The organism is Synechococcus sp. HK01-R, from assembly GCF_014217855.1.
Lineage (GTDB): Bacteria > Cyanobacteriota > Cyanobacteriia > PCC-6307 > Cyanobiaceae > Synechococcus_C.
Map to the genome: position 1 here is coordinate 588,117 of NZ_CP059059.1, position 26,807 is coordinate 614,923.

A 26,807-nucleotide genomic window follows, 5' to 3' on the forward strand; every position below is an offset into this window, starting at 1 on the left:
TCACACACTCAAAAAGCGATCCACGACCGCCTGACTGAGTTCGGCGGTCGGACCGCTCGCCACAATCCCCCCCCGCTGCATCGCGTAATAGCGATCGGCTTGCCGGACAAAATGGAGGTGCTGCTCCACCAGCAGCACACCAATGCCGGTCTCGGCAATAATGCGACGAACAGCAGCTTCAATGTCCTGCACGATGTTGGGCTGAATGCCCTCGGTGGGTTCATCGAGGAGCAGCAATTTGGGCTTGCCAAGCAGTGCCCGGGCAATGGCCAGCTGCTGCTGCTGGCCACCGCTGAGGTCACCACCCTTGCGGGGCAGAAACTCCCGCAAGATGGGGAAGAGCTCATACACAAACGGATCGATGCGCCGGTGGCGTCCGAGCCCACCTGGGAGCGCTTCCATCCCCAGCATCAGGTTGTCCTCAACGGTCAGCTGGGGAATGATTTCTCGCCCCTGGGGCACATAGCCGACCCCAGCCCTTGCCCTCTGATAAGGAGCCTGACGGTCGAGCCCATCACCGTTGAAGACAATCTCTCCGCGGCGTGGTCGCAACAGACCGATCAACGACTTGAGAAGCGTGGTCTTACCCACACCGTTACGGCCGATCAGACAAACCATCTCACCAGATTTCACGGTGAGGTCCACGTCCCGCAGGATATGGCTCTCGCCGTAATAGGTGTTCAACCCGCGGATTTCCAGAAGTTCCGTCATCCGTTCTGCTCCTCCGTGGTTCCGAGATACACCTCAATCACACGCGGATCAGCCTGCACCTGATCCATCGTTCCCTCACAGAGCACATGACCCTGGTGCAACACCGTCACTGGGCTCTCCAAGCGCCGGATGAACTCCATGTCGTGCTCAATCACCAGCACGGTGTGATCCCCCGCCAACGACTTGAGCAAATCGGCGGTGAGATCCGTCTCCTCATCGGTGAGTCCTGCCACCGGCTCGTCGACCAGGAGAAGATCAGGATCCTGACCCACCAACATCGCAATCTCCAGCCACTGTTTCTGACCATGGGAGAGAGCGCCTGCAAGCCAGTCAGCCCGGTGATGCAGATTCACGATGCTCATCAGCTGATGCACCTGATCGCGCTGCGTGGCATTCAAACCGCCGAACAACAGTGACCATGGCTGCTTGGGCCTGCTGACCGCCAGCGCCAAGTTCTCCTGGACGCTGAGCTTCTCAAACACCCGCGGACTCTGAAATTTGCGGCCGATGCCGAGTCGAGCGATGCGGTGCTCTTTGGTTCCCACCAGGGAGCGCCCCTTAAACACCACATCCCCTTCGGTGGGAGTGGTCTTGCCAGTGATCACATCCAAAAAGGTGGTCTTGCCAGCCCCATTGGGACCAATCACCGCCCTCAGTTCACCAGGCTGGAGACTGAGATTGAGATCGCGTAGGGCTAAGAAGCCGTCAAAGCTGACTGTGATCTGGCGTAACTCCAAAAGGGGAGCACTCATGGCTGCACCTCCTCCTGACCGTCGATTTCCAGTTGGGGGTAGGTGGCGATTCGACGACCCAAACCCAGGCGGGACAGCAGATTGCGAGGGCCATCTGTGCGGAACCAACCGATCACACCTTCCGGCAGTGCCGTGACCACCAAAATGAACAGTCCGCCTTGAATAAACAGCCAGCTCTGTGGCATCGCCTCGCTCACCAGGCTTTTGGCGTACATGATCGAGACGGCGCCGAGAATGGCACCAACCAACGTGCCACGCCCTCCGACGGCGACCCAGATCACCATTTCGATTGAAAAGGGCACCGCCATGTACTGGGGCGAAACGATCCCCGACTGCACCGTGAAGAGGGCACCGCCAATGCCCGCAAGGCCTCCGGCAATCGCAAACACAATCGTCTTGAACAGGGTGGGGTTAAAGCCGGTGAAGCGAAGCCGCGGCTCGTCATCACGGATCGCGATCAACACATCGCCGAAACGACCACGCACCACCCAGCGCACAAACAGCCAGGCCAAGATCACGATCACAGCGGTGATCCAAAAGAACCAACGCTGCATCTCAGGTGAACCAACCATCTGTCCGAACAGCTTGGTCACATCGGTTTTGAGACCGTTGGTGCCGTTGATCAGCTTCTGTTGGCCATTGAAAAAATTGAAAAACACCAGCAAGGCCGCCTGGGTCAGGATCGAGAAGTAGACCCCCTTGATGCGGTTGCGAAACACCATGTTGCCGAGCAGCGCAGCCAGCAATGCCGGCACTAGCCAGATGGCAATCAACGTGAACAGAGGATTGTGGAAGGGTTCCCAGAACAAGGGCAGCCGATCCACGCCGTAAAGGCTGAAGAACTCAGGGATGCCGTTGGGATGGCTGGCAGAGCTATTGAGCTGGAGATACATCGCCGCCGCATAGCCACCGAGAGCGAAGAAAATGCCCTGCCCGAGGCTGAGCAATCCGGTAAAACCCCAGATCAGATCAATGCCGAGGGCCACGATCGCCAGGGAAAGGAACCGACCCAAAAGATTGAGCCGAAACACAGGAAGCACCGCTGGTGCCGCCACGACCGCGGCAACGATCAGCACCCAAAGGAGCACCAGGGGCCAACGGCGCTGTTGAAAGACTTGAATCATGAGCTCAGGCCTCCACCATGCGTCCCTTCTGCGGGAAGAGACCCGCTGGACGGAACTGCAGGAACACCACGATCAGAGCGAAGACCATCACCTGAGCCATGCTCGTGGTGGCGAAGAACTTCACCGCTCCCTCCAAGGGGGCAGGCATACCGGGCCAGATCGAAAGCAGCCGCCCGGCACCGATGAGGTCGGTCAGCAAGCCGATGGAGAAGGAGGCGATCACCGTGCCCAGCAGATTGCCAACTCCGCCAAGCACCACGACCATGAAGCAGCCCACGATGTAGGACGTCCCCACATTCGGACCGACTGAACCGAGCAACGACACCGCCACACCAGCGACCCCGGCCAAGCCGGAACCAATGCCAAAGGTGAGCACGTCGACGGTGTTGGTGGGGATACCCAGGCAATCACTCATCTCTCGGTTCTGGGTCACAGCACGGATACGCATGCCCCAGACGCTGCGATTGAGGAACCAGGTCACGCCGACCACGGCCACCACCGTGATCACGATGATCACCAGACGAGGCACAGGGAAGGTCAGATCGGCGAACTCAAGACCACCACGCATCCATTTGGGCGCCGTCACATCCACGTTGCGAGAGGTGGCACGCGCGATCCGGCTGACCTGAGACGCCAATCCATTGGCAAACACCACGCCAACCAGAGCTGCAACACCCCAGCTGGCAGCACGCATCCAACGGGCTCGGGGGCCTTGCAGCAGAAGCTGAGGTAACAACAGAGGCAATGAAAAACCAAGCACCAGGGCCAGCACCACACCGGCGGCCTGAGCCAGGGGCACGCTGCGCACGAACTGCTGCAGGATCAAGCTGACGCCCCAGGTGGCCAGCAGTGTTTCCAGGGGATTGCCGTAGAGGCGGCGAATCACGGTGCGTTCCAGAAGGATGCCCACCACACCACTGGTGATGAAGGCCAGCGGAATCGCCACAAGAACGTAGATGTCGTAAATGGGTTGAAGCGCGGGCAGCTTAAAGATCAGCTGCACCACATAGGTGGTGTAGGCCCCAAGCATGATCAGCTCGCCGTGGGCGAGGTTGATCACACCCATGAGGCCGAACACAATCGCCAATCCGAGAGCAGCCACCAGCAGCACCGAGCCAATGGCCACCCCGTTGAACAGGCTTTCTAAAAGCAGTTGCACGGAAATTGATGAAATGAGCGATCAGACAAACCACAGAAAGAGGAGCCCCAGATGGGACTCCTCCGGACAGCATTCAGACCAGGGTTCGGCCTGAGTCAAGCGATCAGAGCTTGTACTTCTCGCCCTTGCTGGGATCACTCCAATCGCAGGCAAAGCCCTTCGAAGAAGGCTCAAATTGGTTCCAGGTCTGTGGATCGATCGGATTATCAGACTGCTCGACGATCTTGAACTGACCGTCAGCGGTGATCTCACCAATACGCACAATCTGGGAGATGTGGTGGTTAGGCCGCACCTCAATTGGACCCTGAGGAGCATCAAACTTGATACCAATCAGAGCCTCACGCACCTTGTCATCATCAAATGTGCCGGCCTTCTCAACGGCCTTCTTCCACAGATAGACCATGTTGTAAGCCGACTCCTGAGGGTCAGCCACCACGCGATTGGCACCATATTTGGCCTTGAAATCGGCCGCAAATTTCTTCGATGCCGGCGTGTCGATCGACATCATGTAGTTCCAGGCACCGTAATGGCCTTCGAGGAACTCAGGTCCAATCGTGCTGATCTCTTCTTCAGCAATCGAATAACTCATCACGTAGTAACCATTGGCAGGCGTGATGCCGGCGTCCTGGATCTGCTTGAAGAAGGCAACATTCTGGTCGCCATTGAGGGTGTTGATGATGACACCACCGTCAGGAAGAGCCTTTTTGATCTTGGCAATAATTGGAGCCACCTCGGTATTACCCAGGGGCAGATAGTCCTCACCAACAACCTTGCCACCGAGCGACTTCAGCTGCTCCTTGGTAATCGTGTTGGAGGTACGGGGGAAGACGTAGTCCGAACCCACGAGGAAGAAGGGCTTCCCTGCTGCAGGGGAGTCCTTGAACATGAAGTAGGTCGCCGGCTCAGACTGCTGGTTGGGAGTGGCACCGGTATAGAAGATGTTCTTAGAACACTCCTGACCTTCGTATTGAATCGGATAGAAAAGGAAGGCATTCTTCGATTCGTAGACCGGCAACATCGCCTTGCGGCTCGCGGAGGTCCAACCACCGAAGACAACGGGCACCTTGTCTTGATCGATCAGCTTTTTCGACTTCTCAGCGAAGGTGGGCCAATCCGAGGCTCCATCTTCGACGATGTACTCAATCTTGTATCTCTTGCCGTCGACCTCAACACCACCAGCGGCATTGATCTCATCAATGGCCATTTTCTCGGTATCCACGAGGGTGGACTCAGAGATGGCCATGGTGCCGGTCAGGGAGTGAAGGATGCCCACCTTCACCGTGTCGTCGAACTGAACATTAGAGGCCTGATCACCACCGCCACAGGCCGTGACTACCACGCCCAGCGAGGTCGCCGCCAGGCTGATCAGAATGCGTTTTGACAACGATTGAGACATGGTGTGTTGACAGTGATAACTGTTGCGCTAGGCGCCATAAGACAGTCCCAGCCAGACGCACTCCTTCCAGTAACACTCACTACCAATCGGACAGAAGAGGCCTGATATCGGAGCAAGCGATCACGAATTCGGTAGTTGTTGCAACACAAACGCCACCACCAAATCCAGCCCCTCACCGCTGTGCAGATTGGTGAAGCACCAGGGGCGATCGCCGCGCATGCGCAGGGTGTCGCGCTCCATCACGGCCAGGTCAGCCCCCACCAGAGGCGCCAGGTCGATCTTGTTGATCACCAGCAAATCCGAACGCGTGATCCCGGGGCCGCCCTTGCGCGGGATCTTGTCGCCTGCGGCCACGTCAATCACATAGATACAGAGATCAACCAGCTCCGGACTGAAGCTGGCGGCCAGATTGTCGCCGCCGCTCTCAACCAACACCAGATCCAGATCTGGGAACTGAGCTTCCAACTCCGCCACCGCTGCCCTGTTGATGGAGCAGTCCTCCCGAATGGCCGTATGCGGACAGCCACCGGTCTCCACACCACGGATCCGTGACGGCTCTAGAGCTCCTGCGCGAGTTAAAAACTGAGCATCTTCCTGGGTGTAGATGTCATTGGTGACCACCGCCAACTGCAGGTGATCCCGCAGTCGCCGGCAAAGCGCCTCGACAAGAGCGGTTTTGCCAGACCCCACCGGCCCAGCCACACCAAGCCGCAACTTGCTCCCCATCAGCTTCGGAATAAACGGGAATACAACTCAGCATGGGACAGCTGCGCCAGCGATGCCCCAACGCCCGCTGACCACAAGGTCCGTGGATCAGCAGCGAGGAGCTCTTGGGCCTCGGCAGCGATCCGCGGCAACAGACGCTGCTGAAGCATCTGAGCCCTGGTCGGGCCCAAAGGCAACAGGCGCACGGCCGCACTGAGCTGATTGGCGACCCAGCTGTAGAGGTAGCCCTCCACCGTGTCAGCCTCCGACAGCCCCAGCGACAGTGCCGCCCAGGCCCATGCCGCCGGCCAGGCCAGGGGGAGTGGTTCAGTCAGTGGATGACCCATGTCGGCCAACAGCTGCAGGAGAGACCCCCCCATCTGACGTTGTTGAGCTCGCACCTCCGCAGCTTCACGGGTGGCCAGCAGCCAACCATCCAGATCCAGCAAACGAAGTCGGGCCTGATCATCAGCGCCTCGAGCCCAGCTGTTCAGATCAACCATCAGCTCGGAAAGCGCCGCAGCCTCCAGCCGCAACGCTCCCCGCTCCAGCTCGGCGATCAACCACTGCTCGAGACCAGCCTCACTCTTCAGCGCCCCGGCCTGGATCAAGACCTCTAACCCCTCCGAGTAACTGAACGCTCCCACCGGCAACGCCGGGCTCACCAACTGGAGCAACGCCAGGGAGGTCATGGCGTTTCATGGCTGTGGCGATGGGCATGGCTGTGACCACCCCCATAAGCGCCTCCCTCCGGAACAAACGGACGCTCACAGACACTCACACGCAAGCCACGGCTCCGCAACATCGTCTCCAGCACCGAATCCGCGAGCAACAACAAGTCCCCGTCGTGGAGCTCGAGCGCCACATGGCGGTTGCCGAGGTGATAGGCCGCCTGCAGGAGTTCCACGACTGAATCCGCCTGCACCCGCAGCAACGGTTCCGGCGCCGCAATCACCACCACCTCCCAGCTCCGGGAACGATCCAACAAGCGATCACCGGGCTGAAGGGCACCCTCCCGCGGCAGCTGAAGCAAGAGCGCACGTCCACAGTGGCTTCGGCGGCGACCACGGAGCACCGTGCGTTCTTCGGCCGTGAGTGGCAATTGCAGGCGGCGGTCGGGCGGAAGATCTCCAACGGCCTCACCCACTTGGCGATGCTCCAACACGATCGGTTTGTGATCGCTCGCGTTGTCACTCATCGCGTTGTCGTCCAAGGCTGCTCCGCTTTCACCCTGAGCCTGCCCAGCCGTCGGCCTTGATTTGGTGTTGATTGCTACAGGTCATCGCAGCTCGAGCGCCGAGCGTGGGGGCATGCAACGCCTCGATCCCTGGCATGGCCGCTGCGAGCTGCGGTTTGAACACCGGCAGACCGTGCACGGCGACGCAGGCACAGTTCACCAAGGGGGCTGCAGCGCCCCGTTCAAGCTTCTGCGGGCTGAACAAGGCAACAACGGTCGCTGTGAGCTGCCAATCCTGCATACGGCTGGAGGACTGGTAGGTGGCGACCAGCTCAGCATTGCCCTGGACCTGAAAACAAACAGCCGCTGCTTGATCACCAGCGTCGCCGCCCAGAAGGTCTACGGGTCCATCGGCCGCAGCCGCCTCTACCCCGAAGGCCAATGGGCCCGTCAACAGGTGCACTGCACACTGGCGAAAAGCAGCGATCTGGAATGGCTACCCCAGGAGCTGGTGCTTTATGCGAATGCCCTCTATGAGCAGCATCTGACGGTGCAACTACCAGCTGACGCCTCCTTTCTCAGTGCAGAAATCGTGCGGCTGGGCCGCACCGCCGCCGGAGAAACCCTCCAGCAGGGTCGCTGGCGCTCAGCCCTGAGCATCTTTCGACGCAGTGATGAACCTCATCAAGCCGATCGCTGGGAAATGGTGGACCGGTTGGACTTGGGGGGCGATGCCCTCAACGACCAGCACGGACTGAACAAACAGCCAGTGTTCGGATCGCTGGTGTGGGCTGCACCGATGCCCTTGAGCGGCGATGCTCTGGCGCAACTGCTGGAGCTGGTCCGCAGCGATCGCGAAGGCCTGGAAGGCACGCTGCGCTGCAGCGCCTTGGATCAGGGCCTGGTGGCCCGTTATGCCGGTCCGTCCAGCCGCGATGCCCGCTTCTGGTTCAGCCGCATCTGGGCTCGCACCCGCGCCCTGCGCGCCTTGAGCGCTCCACAGATCCCAAGGGTCTGGCCTTTGCAGGAACAGCCTTTGCCAGCGTCATCGTTCATGACGAACACTGCTTGGCCCGCAGTAAGGACACACTGAGAACGACCGAGCCAGTCCATGCATCTCAGCCCCCAGGAAAAAGACAAGCTCCTGATCGTCACCGCGGCATTACTGGCCGAACGGCGACTCCAGCGTGGCCTCAGGCTCAACCACCCCGAAGCGGTGGCTTGGCTGAGCTTCCTTGTGCTGGAGGGTGCCCGCGACGGAAAGAGCGTGGCGGAGCTGATGCAGGAAGGCACCACCTGGCTGAGCCGCGAACAAGTCATGGACGGCATTCCCGAACTGGTTCACGAGGTGCAGATCGAAGCGGTGTTTCCCGATGGCACCAAGCTCGTGACCCTGCACGACCCAATTCGCTGACCCACCACCCTGCATCTCTGCCATGGCCCCGCTGATTCCCGGTGAACTGTTGCCCGAACCCGGCGACATCGAACTCAACGCTGGCCGGCCCGTGACCACCATTCCCGTGGCCAACAGCGGTGACCGGCCCGTGCAAGTGGGCTCCCATTTCCATTTCGCCGAAGCCAACGCCGCCCTGCAGTTCGACCGGGCCGCAGCCCGAGGTCAACGGCTCGACATCCCCGCCGGCACCGCCATCCGCTTCGAACCGGGTGACAGCCGCGACGTGAACCTGATTCCCTTCGCCGGTACGCGACGCGTGATCGGCTTCAACGGCCAGATCAACGGATCCCTCGACGCCTGACCCATGCCCTATCGCATCTCCCGCCAGGCCTACGCCGAGACCTACGGCCCCACCACCGGTGACCGGGTTCGCCTCGCCGACACTGAACTGATTCTTGAGGTTGAAAAGGACTACACCGTTTATGGCGATGAGGTGAAATTCGGCGGCGGCAAGGTGATCCGCGACGGCATGGGCCAGGCCCAGACAACCCGAGCAGGTGGTGCCGTCGACACCGTGATCACCAATGCCCTGATCCTCGATTGGTGGGGGATCGTGAAAGCCGATGTGGGCCTGAAAGACGGCCGCATCGTCGGCATCGGCAAAGCCGGCAATCCCGACACCCAGGCAGGGGTGACGATCGTGGTGGGCCCCGGCACCGAAGCGATCGCCGGCGAAGGTCACATCCTCACGGCCGGTGGCATCGACACCCACATCCATTTCATCTGCCCTCAGCAGATCGAAACGGCCCTGGCCAGCGGCGTCACCACCCTGATGGGCGGTGGCACCGGCCCGGCCACCGGCACCAACGCCACCACCTGCACCCCCGGCGCTTTCCATATCAGCCGCATGCTCCAAGCCGCTGAGGGTCTACCGGTGAACATTGGCTTCTTCGGCAAGGGCAACGCCAGCACGCCCGAAGCGCTCGAAGAACAGGTGCGCGCCGGTGCTTGCGGCCTGAAACTGCATGAAGACTGGGGCACCACACCCGCCAGCATCGACGCCTGCCTGTCGGTCGCCGACCGCATGGATGTGCAGGTGTGCATCCACACCGACACCCTCAACGAAGCCGGCTTCGTGGAAGACACGATCGCCGCCATCAAGGGCCGCACGATCCACACCTTCCACACCGAGGGTGCCGGCGGCGGTCACGCCCCAGACATCATCAAGATCTGCGGAGAAGCCAACGTACTTCCCAGCAGCACCAACCCCACCCGGCCTTACACCCGCAACACCCTTGAGGAACACCTCGACATGCTGATGGTGTGCCACCACCTCGATCCCAAGATTCCGGAAGACGTGGCCTTTGCCGAATCGCGGATTCGCCGCGAAACGATCGCCGCCGAAGACATCCTTCACGACCTGGGCGCCTTTTCGATCATCGCCAGCGATTCCCAGGCCATGGGCCGTGTGGGCGAAGTGATCACCCGCACCTTCCAGACAGCCCACAAAATGAAGGTGCAACGGGGTGCCCTGCCGGAAGACTCAAGCCGCAACGACAACCACCGGCTAAAGCGCTACATCGCCAAGGTGACGATCAACCCGGCGTTGGCCCACGGCATCAGCACCGAAGTGGGCTCGATTGAAACCGGCAAGCTCGCCGATCTCGTGCTGTGGAAGCCGGGCTTCTTCGGCATTCGGCCCGAACTGGTCCTCAAGGGCGGCTCGATCGTGTGGGCCCAGATGGGAGATGCCAACGCCTCGATTCCCACCCCTGGCCCGGTGCATGGTCGGCCGATGTTCGCTGCGTTCGGCAAAGCCTTGGCGCCCAGTTGTCTCACCTTCGTGAGTAGCGCAGCCATGGACGCCGACATCCAACGTCAGCTGGGACTGGAGCGCACCTGCATGGCCGTCGAAGGCACCCGCAGCGTGGGCAAAAGCGCCCTCAAACTCAACGCCGCCCTGCCGAACATCAGTGTGGATCCACAGACCTACGAAGTGTTCGCCGACGGTGAGCTGCTGACCTGCGAGCCTGCCGAAGTGCTGCCCCTCGCCCAGCGCTATCTGTTGCTCTAGGGCTGGTGGTCTAAGGGAACTGCTTGAGGCCAGGATCAACCTGATTGAGCTGTTCACGACTGAAACGAGGCGTGATCAGCAGGCGCAGGGGATCGCTACCACTAAACACTCCGGATCTGGCCGTCGGTGCTGCCAGCGGCGGCGCGGATGGGGTGTTGCTCAGGTGCTCATCGAAGAAAGCGCGGGCCATCCCCTTCAATTCCTCTCGCGCCAGAGGCTGATCCGGACCGATCACAACAGCGGGCAATGCAGACGTGCCATCAAGGAACGAGAGATGGGTGCCGTTGTGTTGAAGAGCCAACAGGGAACCAGGCTGCTGAATCGACGTGAAGGGGATCAGCTGCTGAGAGACGGGCGGCGCAAAGATATCGCCCGTACCGGAAACAAACAGAATCGGCGCAGCAATCGCCTTCAGCGACGTGGGGCTGAAGATCGGATTGGTCACCGGATTCACCGCCACCGCTGCCTTCACGCGCAGATCTCGAAAACTCTTGCGTTGCACCACCTGGCCGGGGGCGACACATTGCCAGACCACCGCAGGATTGAGCACCACCTTGTCGGGATCGTTCAGCTCATCGCACCCCTTAAGGAGATAAGGCCAATCGAGTTCAGCACCAGCGAGGGCCGTCACGGTGTAACCGCCGAGCGACTGACCAAGCACGCCCACAGCGGCGGTATTCACCTTGGTTCCCCAACGCTGCTGCATCTGGTCGATCAGGTCACTGACGCTGAGCGGTTGGCCATACCAGGCATTCGCAGGCGGAATCGCACCGGTGCCCTGAATCGCCGCCTTGATCGTGTTGGCGCTGGTGAAAGGGAAATTCAGCGATGCCACGGCATAGCCATGGCTCGCCCGCTGCTGGCCCACATACAAGAGGGCATTCATATCGGTGTTCAGGCCAGGAGCAATCAGCACCAGCCGTGCCGGGCTGGCGCTCGTGGCGCTGTTGGGGATGTAGGCGATGGCGCTAATCGTGTCGCCGAAGCGTCCCTGAAATTGAAACGGGGTCTGGGTGAAAGCCACCGCCCCCTTGTCGGCCAACGTCGCCAGATCAGGACCCTGGGCCGGTTCCCCCTGAATGGAGGCAATGCGAGGAAACAGCTTGTTCTGAAGGTTGAACTGCTGGGTGAGCGATTGAGCCAGGGAGAGCACCGCAACCACATTCACCGGCAGGGTTCGGGTCGGATAGGCCTGGAGCACATCAATCAGGCGCAGCTCACCGGATTGGGCAGCTCCAAGAATCAAAGCGGAAGACAGAGCCGGCTCGGCGATCTCAGGAGGCTGGGCGAACACCTTCACCAGTTGCTGCAAAGAGCGTTTGCCAAGTGGAGTGCTGAGGAAATTGGACGCCATCACATCCGTGACGGGCACGCTTTGATTCAGCAGATTGCGCAACGTCTGCTGCTGCTGTGGTTTCAGCAGGTTGAAATAACTCTGTAGATCCGGATTGACGCGACCTGTTTCGGTGAAGGTCACCAGCGATGGCACCGACACATCGCGGGACAATTCACCGAACTGAAAGCGAACGCGCTCGGCTGCTATCGCTGGCAATCCCAGGGGCACAAGACCAGCCAGCAGGGAAAGCATCGTCAGTCCATAGCGACGCATGAGCCAGCTCCATTCCGCCGCAGCACCCTCTACGAATCAGGGCTGATTGACAAGTGCAGACGCTCGCCAGATTCAGGATTCCAATTCGGTAACGACCGCCACCCGCGATGGCACCACTGAAGCCTTGGATGGGCCCAGCCATTCCACGGCACATGTTCACCGATTACAAACCCAGCCGCGGCTACGACGAATATTTCTGCAGCGAGCAAGCGGAACCGCGCACTCCCCTGCTGCCGCTGCTGTCGTCCCTCGGGCGCATCGGCCTTGATGAACTGAATCGCTCACACGCCTCCGCCAGTAATCTGCTTCGCCGCCTTGGTGCAACCTTTCGCCTGAATGATTCAGGCCAGCTCGGTGGTGAGCGGATCCTTCCCTTTGATCCATTACCTCGCTTGATCAGTCGTTCCGACTGGAACAGCTTGGAACGAGGGCTTTTTCAACGCCTTGAAGCGATTGACTGCTTTCTTGCCGATGTTTATGGAGAGCAGCGGATTCTCAACGACGGTGTGATCCCCCGGGAGGATGTGGAGAGCTCCCAGGGCTGGCGTCCTCAGATGCAAGGCATGACAGTGCCGCTGGGGCGCTGGTGCCACATCTCAGGTCTCGATCTAATCAGGGACGGACGGGGCACTTGGCATGTGCTTGAGGACAATCTGCGTTGTCCATCAGGCGTGGCCTATTTCCTGGAAAACAGGCGGGTCATGAAACGGCTGTTTCCGAGCCTGTTCGAGGGCCGCACGGTGCAGCCCATCGACGACTACCCCTCCCATCTGCTGCGCACGCTGAAGGAACTCGCCCCCTGGACAGACACGCCCCGAGTCGTGCTGCTGACCCCAGGGGTGTTCAACAGCGCCTACTTCGAACACAGCTATCTCGCCCAGCAGATGGGTATCGCCCTGGTGGAGGGACGAGACCTGGTCTGTGAGGACGGTCGGGTCTGGATGCGCAGCACCCGTGGCTTGGAGCCCGTGGATGTGATTTACCGACGCATCGATGACGACTTCCTCGACCCTCAGGTGTTCCGCCGCGATTCGATGCTCGGCGTGTCCGGACTGCTTGAGGTGATGCGTGAGGGACGGGTAGCGATCGCCAATGCCCCAGGCACCGGAGTCGCTGACGACAAGCTCATCTACGCCTACGTCCCCGAGATGATCCGCTACTACCTGGCAGAAGAGCCGATCATCGCCAATGTGCCGACTTATCTCTGCTCTCGCCCCCAAGATCTCACCTACGTGCTGGAGAACCTGCGGGAGCTGGTCGTGAAGTCCGTGGCCGAAGCCGGTGGCTACGGCATGTTGATTGGCCCCCACGCCAGCCGGGAGGAGATCGAGGCCTTTGCTCTCAAGATCCAGGCCAACCCCCGCAATTACATCGCCCAACCAACCCTCGAACTCTCCACCGTCCCTTCCCTGAGCGAAGGAGTGCTCTTCCCCTGTCACGTGGATCTTCGGCCCTACGTGCTGCGCGGACGCAGCAACTGGGTCAGCCCCGGCGGCCTCACCCGGGTGGCACTGAAGCGAGGCTCCCTGGTGGTCAATTCCTCCCAGGGGGGCGGCTGCAAAGACACCTGGGTTGTCTCTGACAGCCAGGTTGTCTCTGACAGCCAGGTTGGTTCCGAACTCACGTCATGTTGAGCCGCGTTGCCGATTCGCTCTACTGGATCAATCGCTACGTGGAGCGTGCCGAGAACATCTCCCGCTTCGTGGAGGTGAGTGAAGCGATGGCGCTCGACTGCCCACCAGGCAGTGCCGAGCCCTGGCTGCCATTGGTGGAGGCCAGTGGAGACCGAGAAGCCTTTGATCAGCACTACCCGGGCCAGAACCCGAAGGAGGTGATCCGCTTCCTTGTCTCTGATCGAGACAACCCCAACAGCATCGTGAGCTGCATCGCCATGGCCCGGGAGAACGCGCGCCAGATCCGCGATGTGATCACCACAGAGATGTGGGAGCAGATCAATGGTCTCTACTGGAGTCTCCAGGATGGTGAGGCGATTTGGCAGGAACCGGAGCAGGAGCAGCTACGCGACATCCGTCGCGGTTGTCAGCTGTTTTACGGGATTACGGATGCCACCCTCAGCCGGGATCTGTCCTGGCTCTTCAGCCAACTCGGTCGCCTGATTGAGCGAGCCGACAAGACGTCCCGCATCCTGGACGTGAAATATTTCCTGCTGTTGCCCTCACCGGAAGAGGTGGGGGGCGTACTCGACGAACTGCAATGGATCGCCCTGCTGCGCTCTGCCGGGGCCTATCAGATGTTTCGCCAGAGCATGCAGGAGGCGATCGCCCCCAGCGCCGTGGCCTCATTCCTGCTGCTGGATCCCACCTTCCCCCGCTCCGTGCGCTGCTGCCTCCAGGGCATCAGCGACACCCTGCAACAGATCCAGCGCCAGCCGGTGCCAGGTCCACCCGATGACCTGGAATGCCTGCGTGGCCAACTGCTCGCGCGCTGGAGTTTCGTGCGCATTGATTCCCTCATCCACTCCGGTCTGCATGAGGCGATCGATCACCTCCAGGCGGATCTGAACCGCTTGCATCAGCTGATTCACGAGCGTTACTTCACCCTCAGCGATCTCCGTTCCATCCCTGCCGATCCCGCATGCGCGCTCAGCTGATCCATCGCCTCAACTACCGCTACGCAGCTCCGGTGAGCCTTGGGGAGCACCGTCTCTGCCTGCAACCGAGAGGTCAGGGATTCCAGCGACTGATCAGCCATCAATTGGAGATCAGCCCCGACCCGATGCATCGTCACGAACTGGTGGCCTCCAGCGGCGATGAAATCTGCCGGGTGCGTTTTCTCGGCGCCACCGACCGGCTCAGCTTCATCGCCCGAAGCCTGGTGGAAACCCGCAGTGCACCGCCGCTTGAGAGCTGTTTCAGTGGCATGGAGCCCTCGTTGCCCTATCCGCGCGGCCTGCTGAACAAGGATCTCCAGGGGGCGCTTGAGGGCTGGCTGCCCGATGGACAACACGATCCCTCGGCGGTGGAGCTGGCCCAGGATGCACTGATGGGCAGCAATCAACAGGCCCTGCCCTTTCTGCGCCAACTGGTGGAGATGATTCAAGATCGGGTCAAATACACCCAGCGCCACATTGGTCCGGCCTGGCCCGCCGGCCGCACCCTCCGGGAGCGAGTCGGTTCATGCCGAGACCTGGCCATGCTGATGATCGAATGCTGCCGCTGTGTGGGTCTGCCAGCTCGCTTCGTGAGCGGTTACCACCTGGTGGATCCAGCCCCGGAGCAGTACGACCTGCATGCCTGGGCGGAGGTGTATTTGCCCGGTGCCGGCTGGCGAGGCTTCGATCCAAGCGGCAGCGGCGCCATCGATGATCGCTACATCGTGCTGGCCAGTTCCTCAAGGCCCGAGCTCACAGCAGCGGTAACCGGCAGTTTCAGTGGGCCGCCGAACACCGCCAGCGACCTGAGCTGGAGCATTGAAGCGGAGATTGATGGCTGTGGCCTGCTGCTCCGAGGGGAACAAGGGCAGGAGACTGACTCCAAGCAAACTCAGGCCGCCTGAACCAGCGGCGCCAAACCATGCAAACGAGGCCGGGGCGCCGCCGTCGATGTCATGGCAAACAGCTTGGGAATTCGACGGCTGTTGTAAACGCGGAATTCACGCACGAGTGACGCACCGGTCTCACGCAGGGCCTGGTTGAGCACCACCGAACCCTCAGGATCCGACACGGAGCGATGAAAGGTGCCCTTGGGGATGCGCAGGATGTCACCACCGCTCTCCAAACGCACGATGTGGAAGGGCTCCGTCCAGCTGAGATTCACCAGATAAAAGGTGCGACCACCACTGGCAGCCAACAGGTTGTCTTCCTGATGGGGGTGGAGATAGAACTGCCAGGCTCCGGTCTCAGGATCATTGGGGGGGCTGACGGCCGGGCCGCTGTGGATCACCAGATCGCGTGCATTGGAGTCAGCGACGGTGACATCAAAGAAGCGAACCGCCGGCGTGTCGCGAAAGCGTTCGTAGGAGAGCAGTTCGAACACGGGGAGAAGTGGGCCGTAGCGCTGCAGCCTTTGTAAACGGCCGAAGAGCAACCGATGGTGCCAGATGCAACCGATTCCCCAGCCGGGGTTCAACCGCCGAGATAGGCCATGTCGGCGCGCTCCGGATCGGTCTGCACCTGGAGACTGCGCTCTTCGCTGTAGCGATCTATGCGCGCTGACCAGTGATCCCTCAGCGCCACGACCAGCGACTCGGCATCGGGGTGAGGCTGAAGCCAGGGCCGCAGATTGAGCCCGGTCGATGCAAACAGACAAGTGAACAGCTGGCCATCAGCGGTGATCCGGGCCCGATTGCAATCCGAGCAAAACGGCTCGCTCACAGAGGCGATCATCGCCACCACGCCGGCTCCATCTCGGTAACGCCAGCGCCTGGCCGTGCCCCCTGCTGGCCGACCCAGGGGCTCCAGGGGCCAAACCGCTTGCAGTTGGCGGAGCATCTCCGCCGCCGGCATGACCTGATCACCGCTCCAGCCGTTCCGATGCCCCACATCCATGAACTCGATCAGGCGTAGTTCCAGCCCTTGGTCACGTGCGAAGGCAGCCAAGGGCAGCAGCTGATCCTCATTGCGACCCCGTTGGATCACGCTGTTGAGCTTGAGTGCACCCAAACGAGGGTCAAAGCCAACCTCACGGGCCACCACAATCGCCTCCCGCACCGCAGCAAGGGCGCGTGACCCCGCCTCGCCCACCTCCGGCAATCCAGCCATGGCGGCCACCACGCCGGCATCGAGGCCATCGAGGCTGAGGGTGATCCGATCCAGACCAGCTCGCCGCAGACGCTCAGCCCTGGCTTGATCCAGGAGCAAGCCATTGCTGGTGAGAGCCACCTCCTCCAGTTGCGACAGTGGATCGCCTGGCTGTTGTCGCCGCAGGCGAATTGCCTCAAGCAAGGGCTCCAGCTGGTCACTGAGCAAGGGTTCACCACCGGTGAGGCGCAGGGAGCGAACCCCAAGGCGACAGCAGGCCTCGATCAGCGCCAGGCGCTGCGACTGACTCAGCAACCCGCTCACCTCCCTGTGGTCGGGCTGGCAATAGGAACAGGCGAGATTGCAACGGGCCGTCAACGACAGACGCAGCACCTGAAGAGGGCGCTGCCTGCGGTCCGTCACCAACTCAGAACTCACCATCAGTCAACGCTGCCAGATCAGCGGGATGGTTGGCATTGAGCAGCTGCTCTGGAGGCAGAAAAAAGGAGCGGTGGGGAATCAGGTCCAACCAATCGTGCCAGCGATGGCAGCCGCGACCTAACTGCCGCTCGAGTGCAGCGTGGGAGCCAGCCATACCGGGATAAATCCCAAGCAGGGGCTGCTGCCGTTCGCCGTCATGCGCCACCAAGGCCGCGTGCTCCTGTTCCCGCCAGGCGACCAACAGCGTCTCCAGGGCAGGGGAGGTGAGGTAAGGCAAATCGATCGGCAGCACCAACCAGGCCTCATCGACCCGAGCGGAAAACACGGCAGCAAAAGCCTGCAAAGGTCCGGCAGGAGGCCAAGGCTCAGGCAGCACCGACAAATCCGGAAAACGTGAAGCAAGGTGTTCACGATGTCGGGGATGACCTGACAGCACCAGCACCTGCAGATCCAGAGCTCTCGCCATGGCGACGGTGTTGTCAATCCAGGTCCCGCCCCTGGGATGGGGCAACAGCGCCTTGTCAGCACCCATGCGACGGCTGGCCCCTCCGGCGAGAACACACGCACGTAGCAGTCGCGGCACAACAGAGGCTCGGATCACCGTCACTTAGCACCGCCGCAGGGGGGCGATTCCGTAACAACAGCGACCAGGGAGATGGCGGGAAGGTGGTGCAATAACCCGGCGGTTTGCATTGGCGCCGCAACTGAAATCCTGGGCGCTGCCTTTTCCGAAGCCGGGGTTTGATCCTTCCTCATCCACAACCCCATGCTTGGCGATCTTTGGTCGTTCCAGGGCAGGTACCGAACCCTTCACCTGACCTGGTTCGCCTTCTTCCTGACCTTCGTGGTCTGGTTCAACCTGGCCCCTCTGGCCACCACGGTGAAGGCGGATTTCGGACTCAGTGTTCCCCAGATCCGCACCCTGGCGATCTGCAACGTGGCATTGACTGTGCCCGCTCGCATCCTGATCGGGATGCTGCTCGACAAGTTCGGCCCACGCATCACCTACTCCTCCTTGCTGGTGTTCGCAGCCATTCCCTGTCTGCTGTTTGCCTCCGCTCAGGACTTCAACCAGCTGGTGGTGGCCCGTCTCCTGCTCTCGATCGTGGGCGCGGGTTTTGTGATCGGGATCCGCATGGTGGCTGAATGGTTCCCACCCAAGGAGATCGGCCTGGCAGAGGGGATCTACGGTGGTTGGGGCAACTTCGGCTCCGCCTTCTCTGCCCTCACCTTGGTGATCGTGGCCGGCTGGCTGTCATTCTCCGGCGGCTTCGAGCTACCGGGCGGCGACATCCTGAACTGGCGCGGTGCCATCGCCCTCACCGGCATCATCTCCGCGGTGTACGGCTTCATTTATTACGCCAACGTCAGTGACACCCCTCCTGGCAAGGCCTATCAGAAGCCGGCCAAGTCTGCGGGCCTTGAGGTCACATCCATGAAGGATTTCTGGGGTCTGCTGGGCATGAACGTGCCCTTCGCGGCCATCCTCTGCGTGCTCTGTTGGCGTCTCCAGAAAGTTGGCTTTCTGAATGCCGGCACCTATCCCCTGGCGTTGGTTGCGGTGCTGATCTGGTTCATCTTCCAGACCTGGGGAATCATCCGCACCAACCGTGAGCTGATCCTTGGAACTAAGACCTACCCCAAAGAGGATCGCTACGAGTTCAAACAGGTGGCCATCCTGGAGCTCACCTACATCGTCAACTTCGGTTCCGAGCTGGCCGTGGTGTCGATGCTCCCCGCCTTCTTCGAGAGCACCTTCGATCTACCCAAGGCCACGGCAGGCATCCTGGCCTCCTGCTACGCCTTCGTGAACTTGATCGCCCGCCCCGGTGGCGGACTGATCTCCGATCGGCTCGGGAGTCGCAAAGGCACGATGGGCTTGCTCACCATCGGCCTGGGCATCGGCTATTTGGTGATGAGCCTGATCAAGCCAGGAACCTTCAGCGGCACTGCCGGCATCGCGATTGCCGTTTTGCTCACCATGGCCTGCTCCTTCTTTGTGCAAGCCGGTGAAGGTGCCACCTTCGCCATGGTGCCCCTGGTGAAGAAGCGGGTCACCGGACAGATCGCTGGCATGGTGGGCGCCTACGGAAACGTCGGGGCCGTGGCCTACCTGACGATTTTCAGCCTCCTGCCCATCTGGATGGGTGGTGATGCGAAGGATCCCTCACCCGAAATCGTGGCGGCCTCCAACAGTGCCTTCTTCCAGGTGCTGGGGATCGCTGGCCTGATCGTGGGCTTCCTCTGCTACTTCTTCCTCAAAGAACCCAAGGGATCCTTTGCTGAAGAGCATGCCGATGAGGCTGCACTGGCGAAGGTCTGATCAAACCGCGCCTCAACAGGCTGCACTCGTGGGGAGCCCAACAGGGCTCCCGCTTTTGTTGGCACAACGATCCCGATCATGTCCCAGCGCTGGTTAACTCAGCGCCAACATCCCTCTCGCCATGGCTGAGCCGACGACCAACCAACACAGCCAGTGTCCCTACTGCGGAGTGGGCTGCGGTCTTGAGCTCCTGCCGCCGGGAGAAGCCGGAAAGGCCGTCAAGCGTGATGCCGATGGAACACCGATGTGGAACTCCCGCGGTGATCGAGACCATCCCTCCAGCCTCGGTCAGGTGTGCATCAAAGGGGCCACGGTCGGGGAGACCCTGGCCCGAGGTCGACTGAATCAACCTCTCTATCGCGCCAGTCTCGACCAGGATTTTCAGCCGATCGCCTGGGATCAGGCCCTGGATCTGCTTGAAGGTCGAATTCGTAGCACCCTTGCCGGCAAGGGGCCCCAGGCGATCGCCATGTATGGCTCAGGCCAGTTCCACACCGAGGACTACTACCTCGCCCAGAAACTGCTGAAAGGAGCCCTAGGCACCAACAACTTCGATGCCAACTCCCGGCTGTGCATGAGTTCTGCGGTGGCCGGCTACACCCGCAGCCTCGGTTCCGACGGCCCTCCCTGCTGTTACGAGGATCTCGATCAATGCGCGGTCGCCGTCCTGATCGGCACCAACACGGCTGAGTGCCATCCGGTGCTGTTTCAGCGTCTGCTCAAGCGCAAAAAACGAGACCCCAAGGGCCTCACGATCGTGGTGGTCGATCCCCGGGCGACTGATACAAGCAGGATCGCCGATCACCATCTGGCCATTGCCCCCGGCACCGATCTCGCACTGCTGCATGGTCTTGCCCGACTGATCGTTCAGGACAACGGCTTCGACAGTGACTTCATCGATGAGGCCACGGAAGGCTTCGCCGCCTATGCAAAGACCATCAGGACCTGGACTCCAGCCAAGGTGGCCGCACTCTGCGGAATCAGCGAAAAAGAACTGCGACAGGTCGCCAGGCTCTGGAGTCGCAGCCAGGGGGTGCTCAGCCTTTGGTCCATGGGTGTCAACCAACGGCGAGAGGGCACCGCCGTTGTGAGCGGCATCATCAACCTGCATCTGCTGACAGGGCAGATCGGCAAGCCGGGGGCCGGCCCCTTCTCGCTGACTGGCCAACCGAACGCGATGGGGGGGCGAGAGGCCGGCGGCCTGGCCCATCTGCTTCCGGGATATCGCCTGGTGAGCAATCCCGAGCACAGAAGCGAACTCGAGCGGGCCTGGGGTCTTCCGGAGGGCTCGATCCAGCCGACCCCGGGCCTGACCGCCTGGCAGCAGGTGGAGGCGATGGAGCGGGGCGAGCTGGATCTCTGGTGGGTGGCAGCCACCAACCCGTTGGTGAGCATGCCCAACCTGGAGCGGGTGAAGGCGGCCATGACGCGCTGCCCCATGGTGGTGGTGAGTGAGGCCTACGCCGACACGGAGACCTCCCATTACGCCCATTTGCTGCTGCCCGCAGCGCAGTGGAGTGAGAAGGCTGGTGCGATGACCAACTCAGAACGGCGTGTGACCTTCTGCCCCGCCTTCCGGCCCCGGCACGGTACGAGCCGTCCTGACTGGGAGGTGTTTGCTGAGCTGGGACGACGTCTGGGATTCGTCGAGCAATTCAGCTATGTCTCCTCTGCAGAGGTGTATGCGGAATTCACAGCGCTCACCGCAGGCCGGGTCTGCGACATGTCGGGGCTCAGCCATCAACTCCTGGCGCAGCATGGGCCGCAGCAGTGGCCCTTCGAAACCGGACGCGAACCCAGCAACAGCTCCCGGCGGCTCTATAGCGACCATCGCTTCCCCACCAGCAGTGGACGGGCTCGCTTTCACGCCGAAGACCCCCTCGGCCTGGCCGAACCGCCCTGCGAGATGTATCCGCTCGTGCTGTGCGTGGGCCGCTACCTAGGGCAGTGGCACACCATGACGCGCACCGGCAAGGTGGAGCGCTTGCGAGCCATGCATCCAGAACCGCGCCTGGAAATGCATCCGGAAGACGCAGCCCGCTTCTGCATCGAAGCCGATGGCCTGGCGGCCATCAGCTCACGGCGGGGCACCCTCACCGCCCGCGTCACCATCAGTGAGCGCATTCGCAGGGGGTCGGTGTTTCTGCCGATGCACTGGGGATTCAGTCAGGACAATGCCTGTGAAGCCAATGCTCTGATGCACGAGCTGGCCTGCCCAGTCTCCAAACAACCGGAACTGAAGGCCACTGCCGTGGTGGTGGCCCCTGCCGTATCGGTGGTCAAACCGATCGAACAGGACAGCCGGCGCTTGGAAGCACTGCGACGCTGGCTCAGCCCAGCACTTCGCTGAACGCCGCCTCCAGATTGTGATGATCGTGGCCGGGCCGAGCCAGCTTGCAAAGCGCGAAACGCTCCAGTTCGCTCAGCCCAGCCCAACGGTCGAGCGCGAGGGGAATCCTCTTCCGCTGAGCCGCCTCCAACAACAGGTCCGGCAGCTGGTCAGAGCATTGCCAAGGCTCTGCAATGGCGACGGGCAGGTCAGTCACCATGCCTTCGGCCATCGCAGCGGTGCAGAGGCGCAAATGATCCCTCAACAGGTCAAGTGCTTTTGAATCATCAGCCCAGTCCACCACCTCCTGACGTTGCTGCTGACTGAGGGCAAGCCAATGATTGAGCCTCAGCTTGACGCCACTCAAATCGAGTTTGCGCCGTACACACAGAGGAATGCAGCGCCAGTTGCCGATGAAATCCTGCTCAAAGGCAAAGCAATGACGGGCCTGATCGATCGACCGTTCAGGCATTGGTATCAACAACAACCATGCACTCTTGTTTAGCCGAAAACGGTGTATCTGAAGACCATCCATGCCAGCGGAAGCCAGCAGGCTCTGCGCACGCTGTACAGCCATCATGCGCTTCGCCATTTCTCTCGGCATGCTTTTGGGTGTCTCCCATGGCTGGGTGGTCTCCGAGGGTTACGCCTCCGACTGGCTCACCATCAATCCGGAAAGAACCATGACATTTCCGGGGCTGAATCGGGCATTCGGTAGCGAATCATTCAGTGCTTTTCCATAGTGGGATCTTCATCCCTTGCACTGCCTCCATGGCAACCAGCAACGTTTCGGCAACGAGCACCCGTAGCCCGATCACCATCGCCGCCGGCTTCATCGGTGCCTTCATCGTCGCCTCCCTGGCCGTTCAGATGGTGCGCAGCCAGATCGCGATCCATCCTGTGCACGCCGAGGCATCGAAAGCTGCCACCGTCGAGCCAGTGATTCCCGCCCAAGCCAGTCTCTGGTCGGTGCTCGGCGAGCGCTGATCCACACGAACAGGCCAAGAAGACGCAAAGCCATGGCTGATGGCATCACCCACCTCACCGGCCAAGGAGAGGTGCACATGGTCGATGTGGGCGATCGAGACATCAGCCGAAGGGAGGCTGTTGCAGAAGGTTGCCTGCGCATGAAGACCAGCACCCTGCAGCGGGTCATCCAGGCGGACACTCCCAAGGGTGATCTGCTGGCCGTGGCCAGGATTGCTGCGATTCAAGGGGCGAAACGCACCTCAGAGCTGATTCCCCTCTGCCATCCCCTCCCCCTGAGCGGCATCGAGGTTGCGATCAAACCTGACCAAGAGCTGCCTGGGCTTTTGCTGCAAGTCCACTGCCGAACCACTGGGCAGACCGGTGTGGAGATGGAGGCACTCACCGCTGTCTCCATCGGCCTGGTCACCCTCTACGACATGCTCAAGTCCGTAGACCCCGGCATGACCATCGAAACGATTGGTCTTGTGGAAAAGCATGGCGGACGCCATGGCAGCTGGCACCGACAAGCTGCAGGCCATGACGGCTGAGCCCTTCGGACGCGAAGGGCTGCCGCTGGAGCAGGCGCGCAGGCAGATCCTCGAAGCGTTGCAACCCCTTGGCCGCAACGAAGTGCTGCCCCTCGAGCAGGCCCTTGGCCGCACCACCGCCAGCCCTGTGCAGGCGCTGGCCGCAGTGCCGGGGTTTCGCGCCTCGATCATGGATGGCTATGCGATTGCCGGTGCAGAGCAACCGGAGCCCGGTGCCCGCTGGCATCTGGTGGGGGCTTCAGCAGCCGGTGCGCCCTATGGCGCCAAGCTTGCAGCTGGTGAGGCGGTGCGCATCCTCACCGGCGCTGTGGTGCCCGAAGGGAGTGAGCGGGTTTTGCCGCAGGAGCTGGTGGCCGTCGCCGGCGATCAGCTGGAGCTGGTGAAATCGTGCGGGCCCAATCCCTGGATCCGCTCACCGCAGGAGGAGGCTGCCCCGGGCCAGGAGCTGGTGGCGGCGGGGCAACGGCTGGGAGTGGCTGAGCTCGGCCGGCTGGCCAGCTGTGGGGTGCAGGAGCTGGAGCTAACAGGCCGGGCCCGGATTGGTTTGCTGATCAGCGGAGATGAGCTACTGCCGCCCGGGGCTGAGCGCGGGCCGGGCCAGATCTGGGAAAGCAATTCCGCACTGCTGTCCGCTCTGCTCCAGCGCCTTGGCTACCCGGTGACCAAACAGCTGGTGGTGGCTGACGCGCCGGAACCGCTGCGCGAAGCCCTGCAGGAACTGGCAGCGACCTGTGATGTAGTGGTGAGCACCGGTGGCGTGTCTGCCGGAGCCAGCGACTGGATCCGCCCGCTGGTGGAGGAGCTGGGGCAGGTGCGCTTCTGGAAGCTGTTTCTCAAGCCAGGCCGGCCATTGGCCTGGGGGCAGGTGGCGGGGGTGCCCTTCTTCGGGCTGCCGGGTAATCCGGTGGCCGCGGCGATCACGGCGCTGCAGTTGCTCTGGCCGGCGCTGCAACGCCTGGAGGGCGCTGAGCAGGAGCTGTTGCCCCGGCTCAAGGTTCGCCTGGAAGCACCCCTGCGCCGTGGTGCCGGCCGGCCGGAGCTGGCGCGGGCGCGGCTGGCAGTGGCGGCCGACGGCGGCCTCTGGGCCCGGGTGGAGGGCTCCCAGGCCTCCTCGCGCATCGGTTCGCTGCAAGGTGCTGATCTGCTGCTGGAGATTCCCGCGGAGCTGGGGAGTCTGGAAGCAGGCACGGAGCTATGGGCACAGCTGCTGCGGTTGCCATTGCTCTGAACTCAGAGTGGCGTGTTGGCACTGAGCCATTCGCTGCTGCCATCAGCACGCCACTCCCGTTTCCAGAAGGGAGCCTCATGCTTGAGCAACTCCAAAAGCTCCTGGCAGCACCGCTGAGCGGGACCGCGGCGGTCAGCGCCGATCGCCACAAGCACAATCGGCTCACCGGGGAGTACACGCCCAATGCGGTGCTGAATCAGGCAGCTGCGTGCGTGATGGCGCGCGCCACAGGCGTGAGCCAGTTGCTCGAGATGACGTTCGCTCATGCCGGAGTAATGGTTCAGCTCCAGAGCCTCCAGCGCACTGCCATCAGCTGCATAAGCGCGCATGCGACCAATGAACAGACCCTCGGCAGCGCTGCTGGCATGACCTTGAGCATGGAGCTGACAATGCCATCGCTCGAGAGAGCTGAATGGCTCAAAAGGTTGATGGAGCAGTTCAATCCTCAGGTGCATCGGTCCCGAATCAGCGATCTGAATCAGTCAAAGAACTTGAATCAGCCCCCAGTGAAAGGTGGCAGAAAGGCCAGCTCATCGCCGGCATGCACCCTTTGCTGAGGGTCCACCAGGTTTTGGTTGATCGCCACTCGGATACTCGAACTCCAGGGACCGAGATTCAGCTGATTCCAAACCTCGAGGGCCGAGACGTTGTCACCTGCCGGCAGCGACAACTCCCGTTCAGACCAACCGGCCCGATCCTGCAGTGCTGCGAAAAGCAGCACCCGCACGTTGTCAGCGCCCCCCCGTTCCGAATCCGCTTTCAACACCTCGCCCACGACTCCAGCTCTGCATGGTTCTAGCGTCAGCACTGGCGAAGCTTCTTTGCTCTGACTCTCTCGATCGCTCTGCTGACGGTTTCCGATCGCCGCAGCCTCGCTGATGATGTCAGCGGCGACTGCCTGCAGCAGCGCCTCCAAGCGGCGGGTCACCACCTGGCAGAGCGCCGCATCTGCCCCGACGATCGCTACAGGATCCGTGCCAGCGTTAGCACCTGGATCGCCGATGAAACCATCCAAGTGGTGATCACCTGCGGCGGCACCGGACTGACGGGGAGGGACGGCACCCCGGAAGCGGTTGAACCCCTACTCGACAAATGCATCGACGGTTTCGGCGAATTGTTCCGGGTGCTGTCGTTTGAAGCAATCGGCACCAGCAGCCTCCAAAGTCGCTGTCTCGCAGGTGTGGCCAATGGAACGATCGTGTTCGTTCTTCCCGGCTCTCTTGATGCGGTGGAAACCGCCTGGGATCGGTTAATCAAGGCTCAACTCGATGCAACGACCAAACCCTGCAATCTCGTGCAGCTGATTCCCCGACTCAGAGAGTCGCCGGATCGCCTTGCAGCCGAGTCGTTCAAAACGGGATCGGCATCGTGACCGCAGCAGGCTGAGGCGCACACGCCTCGATCTGCTCCGCCACCACATCACCCACCACCACGATCGAAGGAGAAGCGAAGGCCTCCTCCTGAGCCCGCTCGGCCACCGTGGCCAGCGTGGCCCTCAGGCAGCGCTGGCCAGACACTGTGCCCTGCTGAATGACAGCCACAGGCGTCTCGGCACTCAAGCCACCCTTCACGAGCTCAGCAGCGATGCGGGGCAGGTTATGGAGGCCCATATAAATGACCAGTCCATCGCTGGCGCTGGCCAGGGCCTGCCAATTGACGCTGGGACGCCGTTTATCAATCTCCTCATGGCCAGTTACAAAGGTCACCGACGACCCCGCCCTGCGATGGGTGACGGGAATGCCGGCATAGGCGGGTGCGGCAATGCCTGCGGTGACACCGGGCACCACCTGCACGGGAACTCCATGACTGGCCAGATGGGCCGCCTCCTCACCACCACGCCCAAACAGAAAAGGGTCACCCCCCTTGAGGCGCACCACACACTGATGCCGCTGAGCCAGCTCCACGAGCACCGCATTGGTGCTGGGCTGAGGCACGGAATGATGCCCCCTGCGTTTGCCGACGAACCGGCGCTCACAGCTCTCAGGCACCAGATCCAGCACCTCCCGCGGCACTAGGGAGTCGTAAACCAGCGCATCACAGTGACTGAGAAGCCGCTGGGCTTTCACCGTGAGCAAGTCAGGGTCTCCCGGACCTGCTCCAACGAGATAAACGGTTCCCACCTTCAAATCTCCAACAGTTGCATCGGCCAGAGTCGCTTCGGTCACAG

General features: G+C 61.6%; 29 protein-coding genes. 13 read left to right on the forward strand and 16 right to left on the reverse strand.

All coding sequences use genetic code 11. From position 1 onward, the window contains the following. The 8 genes from urtE to ureE all read right to left on the reverse strand — a co-directional run bounded on the left by urtE (position 1) and on the right by ureE (position 7,045). Positions 1-711, reverse strand: coding sequence for an urea ABC transporter ATP-binding subunit UrtE (gene urtE / locus H0O21_RS03130; RefSeq protein WP_131455052.1), 711 nt, complete (start codon positions 709-711; stop codon positions 1-3). Continuing rightward, the gene (gene urtD / locus H0O21_RS03135) at positions 708-1,463 is read right to left on the reverse strand and encodes an urea ABC transporter ATP-binding protein UrtD (protein WP_185190352.1); all 756 of its coding nucleotides are present in this window, start codon (positions 1,461-1,463) and stop codon (positions 708-710) included. The genes urtE and urtD overlap by 4 nt, the downstream gene beginning before the upstream one ends. Further along, entirely contained in the window at positions 1,460-2,587 is a 1,128-nt protein-coding gene (urtC, locus tag H0O21_RS03140) for an urea ABC transporter permease subunit UrtC (RefSeq protein ID WP_131592292.1), read from the reverse strand. The genes urtD and urtC overlap by 4 nt, the downstream gene beginning before the upstream one ends. Before the next feature lie 4 nt (positions 2,588-2,591). Further along, positions 2,592-3,746, reverse strand: a complete 1,155-nt coding sequence (locus tag H0O21_RS03145; RefSeq protein ID WP_185190353.1) for a branched-chain amino acid ABC transporter permease — start codon at positions 3,744-3,746, stop codon at positions 2,592-2,594. Between the two features lie 103 nt (positions 3,747-3,849). Next, positions 3,850-5,142, reverse strand: coding sequence for an urea ABC transporter substrate-binding protein (urtA, locus tag H0O21_RS03150; RefSeq protein ID WP_185190354.1), 1,293 nt, complete (start codon positions 5,140-5,142; stop codon positions 3,850-3,852). A 120-nt stretch (positions 5,143-5,262) separates the two neighbouring features. Next, on the reverse strand, positions 5,263-5,868 hold the full coding sequence (gene ureG, locus H0O21_RS03155; protein WP_185190355.1) for an urease accessory protein UreG: 606 nt from the start codon (positions 5,866-5,868) through the stop codon (positions 5,263-5,265). Beyond that, a complete protein-coding gene (locus H0O21_RS03160) occupies positions 5,868-6,539 on the reverse strand; it encodes an urease accessory protein UreF (RefSeq protein WP_185190356.1) in 672 nt (223 codons plus the stop codon). Before H0O21_RS03160 ends, ureG begins: the two co-directional genes overlap by 1 nt. Then, a complete protein-coding gene (ureE, locus tag H0O21_RS03165; RefSeq protein WP_185190842.1) occupies positions 6,536-7,045 on the reverse strand; it encodes an urease accessory protein UreE in 510 nt (169 codons plus the stop codon). Before ureE ends, H0O21_RS03160 begins: the two co-directional genes overlap by 4 nt. A 112-nt stretch (positions 7,046-7,157) precedes the next feature. Between ureE and H0O21_RS03170 the strand changes: the two genes are divergently transcribed. Genes H0O21_RS03170 through ureC form a run of 4 tightly spaced genes read left to right on the forward strand, consistent with a single transcriptional unit; the run spans position 7,158 to position 10,494 of the window. Continuing rightward, the gene (locus H0O21_RS03170; protein ID WP_185190843.1) at positions 7,158-8,117 is read left to right on the forward strand and encodes an urease accessory protein UreD; all 960 of its coding nucleotides are present in this window, start codon (positions 7,158-7,160) and stop codon (positions 8,115-8,117) included. A gap of 18 nt (positions 8,118-8,135) precedes the next feature. Continuing rightward, on the forward strand, positions 8,136-8,438 hold the full coding sequence (locus H0O21_RS03175; protein WP_131592304.1) for an urease subunit gamma: 303 nt from the start codon (positions 8,136-8,138) through the stop codon (positions 8,436-8,438). Positions 8,439-8,460: 22 nt separating this feature from the next. Further along, complete coding sequence (locus H0O21_RS03180) at positions 8,461-8,781, forward strand: urease subunit beta (RefSeq protein ID WP_185190357.1); 321 nt, start codon at positions 8,461-8,463, stop codon at positions 8,779-8,781. A 3-nt stretch (positions 8,782-8,784) separates the two neighbouring features. Then, complete coding sequence (gene ureC / locus H0O21_RS03185; RefSeq protein ID WP_185190358.1) at positions 8,785-10,494, forward strand: urease subunit alpha; 1,710 nt, start codon at positions 8,785-8,787, stop codon at positions 10,492-10,494. 10 nt (positions 10,495-10,504) lie between these two features. Here ureC and H0O21_RS03190 read toward each other — a convergent pair whose 3' ends face one another. Next, positions 10,505-12,103, reverse strand: a complete 1,599-nt coding sequence (locus tag H0O21_RS03190) for an alpha/beta hydrolase (RefSeq protein WP_185190359.1) — start codon at positions 12,101-12,103, stop codon at positions 10,505-10,507. A 152-nt stretch (positions 12,104-12,255) separates the two neighbouring features. Between H0O21_RS03190 and H0O21_RS03195 the strand changes: the two genes are divergently transcribed. Genes H0O21_RS03195 through H0O21_RS03205 form a run of 3 tightly spaced genes read left to right on the forward strand, consistent with a single transcriptional unit; the run spans position 12,256 to position 15,619 of the window. Further along, complete coding sequence (locus H0O21_RS03195) at positions 12,256-13,737, forward strand: circularly permuted type 2 ATP-grasp protein (RefSeq protein WP_185190844.1); 1,482 nt, start codon at positions 12,256-12,258, stop codon at positions 13,735-13,737. Further along, positions 13,731-14,714: an alpha-E domain-containing protein gene (locus H0O21_RS03200; RefSeq protein ID WP_131455062.1), complete on the forward strand. Its 984-nt coding sequence runs from the start codon at positions 13,731-13,733 to the stop codon at positions 14,712-14,714. The genes H0O21_RS03195 and H0O21_RS03200 overlap by 7 nt, the downstream gene beginning before the upstream one ends. Further along, complete coding sequence (locus tag H0O21_RS03205; protein WP_131455063.1) at positions 14,699-15,619, forward strand: transglutaminase family protein; 921 nt, start codon at positions 14,699-14,701, stop codon at positions 15,617-15,619. Before H0O21_RS03200 ends, H0O21_RS03205 begins: the two co-directional genes overlap by 16 nt. Here the strand turns inward: H0O21_RS03205 and H0O21_RS03210 are convergent. From H0O21_RS03210 to H0O21_RS03220, 3 genes are all read right to left on the reverse strand, one after another. Next, positions 15,607-16,098, reverse strand: a complete 492-nt coding sequence (locus H0O21_RS03210) for a redox protein (RefSeq protein WP_131455229.1) — start codon at positions 16,096-16,098, stop codon at positions 15,607-15,609. The genes H0O21_RS03205 and H0O21_RS03210 overlap by 13 nt on opposite strands. A gap of 89 nt (positions 16,099-16,187) precedes the next feature. Continuing rightward, complete coding sequence (locus tag H0O21_RS03215; RefSeq protein ID WP_185190360.1) at positions 16,188-17,243, reverse strand: GTP 3',8-cyclase MoaA; 1,056 nt, start codon at positions 17,241-17,243, stop codon at positions 16,188-16,190. Beyond that, positions 17,230-17,850, reverse strand: a complete 621-nt coding sequence (locus tag H0O21_RS03220; RefSeq protein ID WP_370523078.1) for a molybdenum cofactor guanylyltransferase — start codon at positions 17,848-17,850, stop codon at positions 17,230-17,232. Before H0O21_RS03220 ends, H0O21_RS03215 begins: the two co-directional genes overlap by 14 nt. Positions 17,851-18,009: 159 nt before the next feature. On the opposite strand from H0O21_RS03220, the gene H0O21_RS03225 reads away from it, so the two are divergent. Then, positions 18,010-19,566, forward strand: a complete 1,557-nt coding sequence (locus H0O21_RS03225) for an MFS transporter (protein ID WP_185190362.1) — start codon at positions 18,010-18,012, stop codon at positions 19,564-19,566. A gap of 121 nt (positions 19,567-19,687) precedes the next feature. Next, positions 19,688-21,916 (forward strand): molybdopterin oxidoreductase family protein, encoded by a 2,229-nt coding sequence (locus H0O21_RS03230; protein WP_185190363.1) that lies wholly within the window; start codon positions 19,688-19,690, stop codon positions 21,914-21,916. Here H0O21_RS03230 and H0O21_RS03235 read toward each other — a convergent pair. Then, on the reverse strand, positions 21,897-22,367 hold the full coding sequence (locus H0O21_RS03235; protein WP_185190364.1) for a nitrate reductase associated protein: 471 nt from the start codon (positions 22,365-22,367) through the stop codon (positions 21,897-21,899). The two genes, H0O21_RS03230 and H0O21_RS03235, sit on opposite strands and share 20 nt — an antisense overlap. 299 nt (positions 22,368-22,666) lie before the next feature. Here H0O21_RS03235 and H0O21_RS03240 point away from each other — a divergent pair, with 299 nt between their 5' ends. From H0O21_RS03240 to H0O21_RS03250, 3 genes are read left to right on the forward strand one after another with little or no spacing between them, the layout of a single operon-like run. Then, the gene (locus H0O21_RS03240) at positions 22,667-22,882 is read left to right on the forward strand and encodes a hypothetical protein (protein WP_131455070.1); all 216 of its coding nucleotides are present in this window, start codon (positions 22,667-22,669) and stop codon (positions 22,880-22,882) included. Positions 22,883-22,914: 32 nt separating this feature from the next. Next, the gene (moaC, locus tag H0O21_RS03245; RefSeq protein WP_185190365.1) at positions 22,915-23,412 is read left to right on the forward strand and encodes a cyclic pyranopterin monophosphate synthase MoaC; all 498 of its coding nucleotides are present in this window, start codon (positions 22,915-22,917) and stop codon (positions 23,410-23,412) included. Next, positions 23,372-24,640, forward strand: a complete 1,269-nt coding sequence (locus H0O21_RS03250) for a molybdopterin molybdotransferase MoeA (protein ID WP_255441110.1) — start codon at positions 23,372-23,374, stop codon at positions 24,638-24,640. Before moaC ends, H0O21_RS03250 begins: the two co-directional genes overlap by 41 nt. Positions 24,641-24,642: 2 nt before the next feature. On the opposite strand, the gene H0O21_RS03255 is transcribed toward H0O21_RS03250, so the two are convergent. Together H0O21_RS03255 and H0O21_RS13590 are read right to left on the reverse strand one after the other, a co-directional pair. After that, positions 24,643-25,095, reverse strand: coding sequence for a molybdenum cofactor biosynthesis protein MoaE (locus H0O21_RS03255; protein WP_131455072.1), 453 nt, complete (start codon positions 25,093-25,095; stop codon positions 24,643-24,645). A 41-nt stretch (positions 25,096-25,136) separates the two neighbouring features. Further along, positions 25,137-25,571, reverse strand: a complete 435-nt coding sequence (locus H0O21_RS13590) for a MoaD/ThiS family protein (RefSeq protein ID WP_330848521.1) — start codon at positions 25,569-25,571, stop codon at positions 25,137-25,139. Here H0O21_RS13590 and moaB point away from each other — a divergent pair. Continuing rightward, a complete protein-coding gene (moaB, locus tag H0O21_RS03265; RefSeq protein WP_131455073.1) occupies positions 25,467-26,012 on the forward strand; it encodes a molybdenum cofactor biosynthesis protein B in 546 nt (181 codons plus the stop codon). The two genes, H0O21_RS13590 and moaB, sit on opposite strands and share 105 nt — an antisense overlap. Here the strand turns inward: moaB and cobA are convergent. Further along, positions 25,990-26,805 carry a uroporphyrinogen-III C-methyltransferase gene (gene cobA / locus H0O21_RS03270; RefSeq protein WP_185190846.1) on the reverse strand — a complete coding sequence of 272 codons (816 nt, stop codon included), beginning with the start codon at positions 26,803-26,805 and terminating at the stop codon, positions 25,990-25,992. The two genes, moaB and cobA, sit on opposite strands and share 23 nt — an antisense overlap. Between the last annotated feature and the right edge of the window lie 2 nt (positions 26,806-26,807).

Bases quoted from the DNA above. Each gene is read 5' to 3' on its own strand.
- urtE (WP_131455052.1), bottom strand. From the start codon at position 711: ATGACGGAACTTCTGGAAATCCGCGGGTTGAACACCTATTACGGCGAG.
- urtD (WP_185190352.1), bottom strand. From the start codon at position 1,463: ATGAGTGCTCCCCTTTTGGAGTTACGCCAGATCACAGTCAGCTTTGAC.
- urtC (WP_131592292.1), bottom strand. From the start codon at position 2,587: ATGATTCAAGTCTTTCAACAGCGCCGTTGGCCCCTGGTGCTCCTTTGG.
- urtA (WP_185190354.1), bottom strand. From the start codon at position 5,142: ATGTCTCAATCGTTGTCAAAACGCATTCTGATCAGCCTGGCGGCGACC.
- ureG (WP_185190355.1), bottom strand. From the start codon at position 5,868: ATGGGGAGCAAGTTGCGGCTTGGTGTGGCTGGGCCGGTGGGGTCTGGC.
- H0O21_RS03160 (WP_185190356.1), bottom strand. From the start codon at position 6,539: ATGACCTCCCTGGCGTTGCTCCAGTTGGTGAGCCCGGCGTTGCCGGTG.
- ureE (WP_185190842.1), bottom strand. From the start codon at position 7,045: ATGAGTGACAACGCGAGCGATCACAAACCGATCGTGTTGGAGCATCGC.
- H0O21_RS03170 (WP_185190843.1), top strand. From the start codon at position 7,158: ATGCAACGCCTCGATCCCTGGCATGGCCGCTGCGAGCTGCGGTTTGAA.
- H0O21_RS03175 (WP_131592304.1), top strand. From the start codon at position 8,136: ATGCATCTCAGCCCCCAGGAAAAAGACAAGCTCCTGATCGTCACCGCG.
- H0O21_RS03180 (WP_185190357.1), top strand. From the start codon at position 8,461: ATGGCCCCGCTGATTCCCGGTGAACTGTTGCCCGAACCCGGCGACATC.
- ureC (WP_185190358.1), top strand. From the start codon at position 8,785: ATGCCCTATCGCATCTCCCGCCAGGCCTACGCCGAGACCTACGGCCCC.
- H0O21_RS03190 (WP_185190359.1), bottom strand. From the start codon at position 12,103: ATGCGTCGCTATGGACTGACGATGCTTTCCCTGCTGGCTGGTCTTGTG.
- H0O21_RS03195 (WP_185190844.1), top strand. From the start codon at position 12,256: ATGTTCACCGATTACAAACCCAGCCGCGGCTACGACGAATATTTCTGC.
- H0O21_RS03200 (WP_131455062.1), top strand. From the start codon at position 13,731: ATGTTGAGCCGCGTTGCCGATTCGCTCTACTGGATCAATCGCTACGTG.
- H0O21_RS03205 (WP_131455063.1), top strand. From the start codon at position 14,699: ATGCGCGCTCAGCTGATCCATCGCCTCAACTACCGCTACGCAGCTCCG.
- H0O21_RS03215 (WP_185190360.1), bottom strand. From the start codon at position 17,243: ATGGTGAGTTCTGAGTTGGTGACGGACCGCAGGCAGCGCCCTCTTCAG.
- H0O21_RS03225 (WP_185190362.1), top strand. From the start codon at position 18,010: ATGCTTGGCGATCTTTGGTCGTTCCAGGGCAGGTACCGAACCCTTCAC.
- H0O21_RS03230 (WP_185190363.1), top strand. From the start codon at position 19,688: ATGGCTGAGCCGACGACCAACCAACACAGCCAGTGTCCCTACTGCGGA.
- H0O21_RS03235 (WP_185190364.1), bottom strand. From the start codon at position 22,367: ATGCCTGAACGGTCGATCGATCAGGCCCGTCATTGCTTTGCCTTTGAG.
- H0O21_RS03240 (WP_131455070.1), top strand. From the start codon at position 22,667: ATGGCAACCAGCAACGTTTCGGCAACGAGCACCCGTAGCCCGATCACC.
- moaC (WP_185190365.1), top strand. From the start codon at position 22,915: ATGGCTGATGGCATCACCCACCTCACCGGCCAAGGAGAGGTGCACATG.
- H0O21_RS03250 (WP_255441110.1), top strand. From the start codon at position 23,372: ATGGCAGCTGGCACCGACAAGCTGCAGGCCATGACGGCTGAGCCCTTC.
- H0O21_RS03255 (WP_131455072.1), bottom strand. From the start codon at position 25,095: ATGCACCTGAGGATTGAACTGCTCCATCAACCTTTTGAGCCATTCAGC.